Annotated in this window: 6 protein-coding genes and 2 pseudogenes; 3 read left to right on the top strand and 5 right to left on the bottom strand. The window is 59.6% G+C overall.

The window, feature by feature from the left end; all coding sequences use genetic code 11:
• The 3 genes and pseudogenes from AC0L2X_RS32160 to AC0L2X_RS32170 all read right to left on the bottom strand — a co-directional run.
• Nucleotides 1-382 (bottom strand): annotated as a pseudogene (locus AC0L2X_RS32160) (hypothetical protein); the annotation flags it as partial.
• A 327-nt stretch (nt 383-709) separates the two neighbouring features.
• Nucleotides 710-1,295: pseudogene (locus AC0L2X_RS32165) on the bottom strand (mobile mystery protein B).
• A gap of 684 nt (nt 1,296-1,979) precedes the next feature.
• The gene (locus AC0L2X_RS32170) at nt 1,980-2,162 is read right to left on the bottom strand and encodes a CsbD family protein (protein WP_473601177.1); all 183 of its coding nucleotides are present in this window, start codon (nt 2,160-2,162) and stop codon (nt 1,980-1,982) included.
• Between the two features lie 127 nt (nt 2,163-2,289).
• On the opposite strand from AC0L2X_RS32170, the gene AC0L2X_RS32175 reads away from it, so the two are divergent.
• Nucleotides 2,290-2,808: a DnaT-like ssDNA-binding protein gene (locus tag AC0L2X_RS32175; protein WP_473601178.1), complete on the top strand. Its 519-nt coding sequence runs from the start codon at nt 2,290-2,292 to the stop codon at nt 2,806-2,808.
• Nucleotides 2,809-2,955: 147 nt separating this feature from the next.
• Entirely contained in the window at nt 2,956-3,114 is a 159-nt protein-coding gene (locus AC0L2X_RS32180; RefSeq protein WP_473559351.1) for a hypothetical protein, read from the top strand.
• Here the strand turns inward: AC0L2X_RS32180 and AC0L2X_RS32185 are convergent.
• Both AC0L2X_RS32185 and AC0L2X_RS32190 read right to left on the bottom strand, forming a co-directional pair.
• Nucleotides 3,111-3,278, bottom strand: a complete 168-nt coding sequence (locus AC0L2X_RS32185; protein WP_473559353.1) for a Thivi_2564 family membrane protein — start codon at nt 3,276-3,278, stop codon at nt 3,111-3,113. The genes AC0L2X_RS32180 and AC0L2X_RS32185 overlap by 4 nt on opposite strands.
• A gap of 76 nt (nt 3,279-3,354) precedes the next feature.
• A complete protein-coding gene (locus AC0L2X_RS32190) occupies nt 3,355-3,609 on the bottom strand; it encodes a hypothetical protein (RefSeq protein WP_473601179.1) in 255 nt (84 codons plus the stop codon).
• A 458-nt stretch (nt 3,610-4,067) separates the two neighbouring features.
• Between AC0L2X_RS32190 and AC0L2X_RS32195 the strand changes: the two genes are divergently transcribed.
• Nucleotides 4,068-4,244 (top strand): hypothetical protein, encoded by a 177-nt coding sequence (locus AC0L2X_RS32195; protein ID WP_473601180.1) that lies wholly within the window; start codon nt 4,068-4,070, stop codon nt 4,242-4,244.
• The last annotated feature ends 1,027 nt before the right edge of the window (nt 4,245-5,271 follow it).

The raw sequence follows: 5,271 nt of genomic DNA on the forward strand, positions 1-5,271 counted from the left end.
TTGGCCCTGTCAATTCCAGCAGGAATAGTTGTCGGCAAGGAACTGCGGCAATGCTGCGCCGGAGAGGATTCGAACCTGTAACCTGCCTCCGGCGGCCGCAGATCCTCCGCCAAAGTGGCACGTTTCTACGGTAAGCTATTGGCGAAATCGCGGCCGAAGGGTGTTTGTGCCGCTTCCGTTCACCGCTACCGGTCCATCGAACCGGTAGCTCCTGTCCGAATAAATCAAAGTCATTGAGACGCGCCGCAAGCTCGTCGAGCTCAATATTTGCGCGCCTGTCCGGAAAATGGGTGACGGCGTCGAACTGGTGTTCGCCGCGATGCTCGCGGCGAAGCCTCCAACCGAGACGACGAGCGACCGGTTTTCGATAGGCGACTCTCATAACGCCTCTCCTTCCACAATGGTAGGAGCGCGGCGTTCGATACGAACCTGCAAGCCTGTCAACACGCCTGCGATAATCAGCCCACCCGCCGTCACTTCGTCGCCGCTCACAAACACCCGGTCCAATACCGGGCGACAGCACTTGAAATAGGCCGCGGCATCTTGGGGGATTAACGGATTGTGTCCACCTATTTTAGGGACTGGTGCGTTCTCGCGCCGCTCAAGGCGGCGGAGCGGGAAGCGCCTGACATTCTCACGGATCCGTTAGTCGAGAACGACGTGGAGTAGATGAGCTTTTGCCAGGTGGCAAGCGGTGGAATCTTGCCCCTCAGGACCGGACAAATTCCAGCAACGGGCCGATATCGTGATTGTCGGCGGCGCGCAGGGCTTCGACATAGCCCCGCCGGGTTTCGCCGGGATCGACGAGGCTGGCGCTGCCCCAGGAGAAGCGGGGGCGATTCATGCTGACGAGCAACAGGTCGGTCGCGAGCCGTGCGTGGCGGCCGTTGCCGTTGGGGTAGGGATGGATCCATACGAGTTTGTGGTGAAAGCGCGCTACGATTTCATCGGGCGGGTAGTTTCGTGGTCGATCCGGTAGCGGCAGTTATCGATGAGCTGTCGCAGTTCGGTGGGGATGCGGTAGGCATCGACGCCGATATTCTTGTTGCTGTCGCGTAGCTGCCGGCCCAGCGCCAGACGCGGCCGAACATCCGCTTGTGCAGATCGTTCAGGAATTTTTCGCTGAGCACATCGCGTTTGCGGGCGAACGCCCATTCCTCCGCGTCGAGAATGTTCGCCTGTTCGGCTTCGTTCAGTTCGCCGCGCAGGGTGATGTAAGCCGGGATCAGGCCTTCGCGCTCTTCAGGGCTGAGCGGCGTTGCGGCGTCATCCTGTCCGAGGAGCGGATCGGTCATGACGCCTAGTCATCCCACAGCGCCGAGCCGGGCTTTTCCAGCAGGCGTCTTGCGAGCTGCCTGACCTGCTCTTCCTCGGCTTCAGGATCGAGGCTTGAGTCTGATCAGTAGGATAGAACTGGGGGCAAGGTCACGGGTAGCGGACTGCTTCGGCCGTTCTCGTTCGCCGGCAAGGATTCGTCCAAGTCGCACGAATTCCAGGGCAAGGGCGCGCCCGACACGGAACGCGAGGACCTCAAGAAGCGGGCGGATGAGCTTGGCATCGAATACGCCAGGAACATCTCGACCGAGAAGCTGAAGGAACTCGTCGACGCCAAGTTGGCGGAGTGACTTCAACGAACTGCGGCCCGCGACTGCCGCACCTCTCAATGACAAGGGGCCGTCCGTTCGAGCTCGGCACTTCGACAGCAATGGAACGAAGATACCTCGACTTGGTTATAAGCATGGGTAGGTGTTGTTCATGAGTAGACTTAGATCACTCCAAAGTGCCACTCTGAAGCTGAAGGAGAAGACGGGTTTATTCATGCCCGTACTTTGGCTGCTTGGGTTTTATGCGCTTGGCGCAATCGTGCTTGCTTTCTTGCGGCATTTCAACGTGGTCTAGCTTCGCCAAATCCGACGAAGGAAGGCGGCCGATACCATGGCCGCCAAGATTATGATGCGATTGGCCGGATCCGTCCCCTATCAATCCTTCAAGGCATTTCGAACTTTATCTTTCGCCTTGCCGAAACCTTTCTGAAGGCTGCCCTCAGCCTTATCAGCGGCCCCGTCAGCGCGAAGCTTATCATCACCGGTGGCCTTGCCGATCTTGTCCTTCACATCGCCGCGCAGTTTCTTCGCGGAACCCTTAACTTCGTCCTTGTGCATGGTTCTTTTCCTTTCGCAGAACTCAACGTGAGCGGAACCTGAATGTTCCAGAGTGAGCAGGATCGGCATGGCTGGATACGGTGATGATGCAAGCTTCAGAGCCTAAGTAGCTGCAGCCGGCTATACCGTGCCTGCGGGCACGATCGCCGCGGCTCGCCAGCGCGGCAGTGCCTACATCGACGGCACCTACGCCATGCGCCTACCGGGCGTGCCTACGGGCGGTCTAGCGCAAGAGCGAGCACGGCCGCGCACCGGCGCCACTGTGTACGGCACGACCCTTGCGTGCGATCTGATCCCGCAGCGGGTCATTGATCTGATCCCGCAGCGGGTCATTGATGCCTCGTACGAGGCCGCATACCTCGAGCTGGTAAAGCCCGGCTCGCTGTCGATCTCCTTCGACCCTTCCAAGAAGGTGAAGCACCAGAAGGTCGAGGGCATCGAACGCGAGTTGTTTGAGCCCGGCGAAACCGGCAACATCTTCGCGCCGGATGCGCCGGTCTCGACCATCATCGAGGGCTTGCTCGCCCCGCTAATCGGTCCCGCCTACGGTCTGCCTGACACCTTGGTCGTGGGATGGCTGGCTTCTATGACGACATGGCCGAGATGGCCACGGAACTGCTCCAGCCGGAGGGCGAGGGCGGATTAGGGCAGGGGGAGGTCTTTCTGCGGAGAAGCATAACCGGCGCTCCAGACCCATCGACATCATGGATACCCGGCACTCCGAAGATAACAGATTATCCGTTTCGAGGGAGCCCGCCGCGTCACGCAGAAATAGGTCGACGGCACGCTCATTGTGGCCACCGATAACCAGATCACGTTCGCTGTGCGGGCCATTGTCCCCGCCATAGCCGACACGCTCATCATCGACGGCGCCGAGCTGGTCATCAAGGATCTGCGGCCGATCCCGCCAGCCGGCACGCCGGTGGCCTACATCGCATTGGTGGCGGCTTAAAATACCGCGAGGTATTTGAGCAATGACACGATGCCGATGATGATCACGACAACTCGAGCGATCTGGCGGGTACGGCCGTCAAGCGGCAGAAGGTTAACGAGATACAATACCAGAACGATGACGAGGAAAGTGACCAGAATACTGATTAAAGGTGTGCCGGCCATTGCCCCTCACTGACATGAAAACTAGCCAGCAACACTGCGTTGCGTGGTCTGAAAGTTCCACATGCTAAAGCGCCTATCACCTCGCGAGCGATTCGAACAGCTTGTCTCGACCTTTGAGCCGATGCTCCGGGCCGCCTTCATCGAGGCGATCGACGACATCCGCAGCAACGTCGTGCTGCTCCGCATGGTTGAGCGCCTTGAGCGCGGCGACATCAACGGCGCGTCCAGGCGATGAACCTCGACCGAGGCAGCGTTTCGGCCGCTGGAAGAGCGGCAGACCTTCAACGGCGGCGGCGTTGCGAGCGTCGAGCAGATGCCGGCGCTTCGCCATCCAAGCGGCTTTCGTCGTGCTGCGGCGCCAATCCGACCAGGACCGCACTGGAGGTGGTCGGGTGACCGGCAGCAGAAAAGGCGGGTGATCGGGCTCACCACAGTTCAGAGCGACTATGTTGCCCGAGCCCGCGATGAACTGCTCTCTGGCGAGCCCGACCAGTTGCGGGCCTATCTGACTCGGAAGCATCGCGAAAACGTTTCGACCGAACGATCACATCTGCGATCCGAGATGGTAAACCAATCCCTACCAATCTGGTGAGACCGGATCAGCGCCCGATATTCCGACGGACTGGTGAAGCTCCGCGCCGACACGATCGGGCTGCATGAGACGTTCGCCGCACGAGCATCCAAAGACACATCGCATTTGAGCAGGCGATCGCCAAGGGTGCGGTATGGCCCGATGCGATCACGAGGGGTTGGAAGCTGAAAAGGTGTTTCCCCGAATATGACTTCTTCTTGAATGGCGATACGGAGCCTTTCGAAGGCGACTATCAGATCCTACCGATCTGCGGGATGGGTGGCGACGAGCCGGGCACCCTGCGCGTTCTCGATCACCCCGAGCAATCAGTAGTGATGGGCATCGCGGCGGCGCTGAAGGGTTTCAGACCCGGCAAGCCGCCGGCGCTGAACTAGGGTATGAACCCATAACTCAAGGACGGCGACTAGATGGAGTTGCAGGTGCTCAGAAATGAGTTCGAAGCGGGAGATGGGTCGTTCCTCATCATGATTCGACCCAACATGATCTGGGATGTCGAGGCGTTCGATCGATTGTCCAACGCTATGGAGCAGTACTGTCGAGCTCACGAGGGAAGCCAGACATTAGAGCGATGGGTGGCAGTAGGGTTTTGGTACGCGCCAAGGTTTGTCCGGGCGTGGACGAGCCATCCCGAGTTCCCTCGCGTCTTTCCGGTCACATATTTTGACAGAGCGTATCGTCGGCTGGATGATTTGGCCGACTGGTATTTTTTGGGCAGCTATCCGTATCCCGCGAACCATGTTTGGAGCTTGTCCGCCCTTAGCTTCTATCCAACCGTCAGTTGGTGGACGCATTTCATGCGATGCGCCTATGGTGCCTGACGGTCCGGTTGCACCGGGCAAGCCCACCCCCCGCATCCCCCCAGCCTGGTGCAAGTCGCTTGATCGGGTCCCGCCGTCATGGGGCATGTGCGGCGGGACTTTTTTGTGGTCCTGGTGGAACAGCTGACCGGCGCGATGGTTCATCTTAACGCAGCAACTCCCTCCTTTGTGAATTGCTGCCAGATCGGGTAGCCCCGATCGGCCCGCGTCTTCTCCGGAAGCGCGGGCTTTTTTGGATGCTGGGTTCGGCTGAGAAGCCGCGGAATCACCTTCCGTTCACTCTAGCTAATATAAGCTTTGTTCCTAGTATTGACTGGGTGGGTAAAATTGTAGGTACCGGCGGCAGCCGCCTTGAGTCGTTCCGCCGATGGAGCCCAAGCTGGTCGCGAAGCCACCCGAGGGTGAGCCCTGGACTGGACGGCTACCGCACCCAGATCCTCATCAACAGCCCGACGATGTCCGCGCCTTCACCAAGAGCGGTGTGGACTGGACGAGTAAATACACCAGCCTCGTCGAAGCCGCGCGGGAGCTTGACGTCAAGAACGCGATCTTCGAGGGTGAGGCAGTGGTCACCAATGCGGCC

This window comes from Mesorhizobium sp. WSM4828 (assembly GCF_055811175.1).

What these genes read in the sequence shown, in the direction of transcription:
- AC0L2X_RS32190 (WP_473601179.1), bottom strand. Translation starts at nt 3,609, where the DNA reads ATGGCGAAGCGCCGGCATCTGCTCGACGCTCGCAACGCCGCCGCCGTT.
- AC0L2X_RS32185 (WP_473559353.1), bottom strand. Translation starts at nt 3,278, where the DNA reads ATGGCCGGCACACCTTTAATCAGTATTCTGGTCACTTTCCTCGTCATC.
- AC0L2X_RS32170 (WP_473601177.1), bottom strand. Translation starts at nt 2,162, where the DNA reads ATGCACAAGGACGAAGTTAAGGGTTCCGCGAAGAAACTGCGCGGCGAT.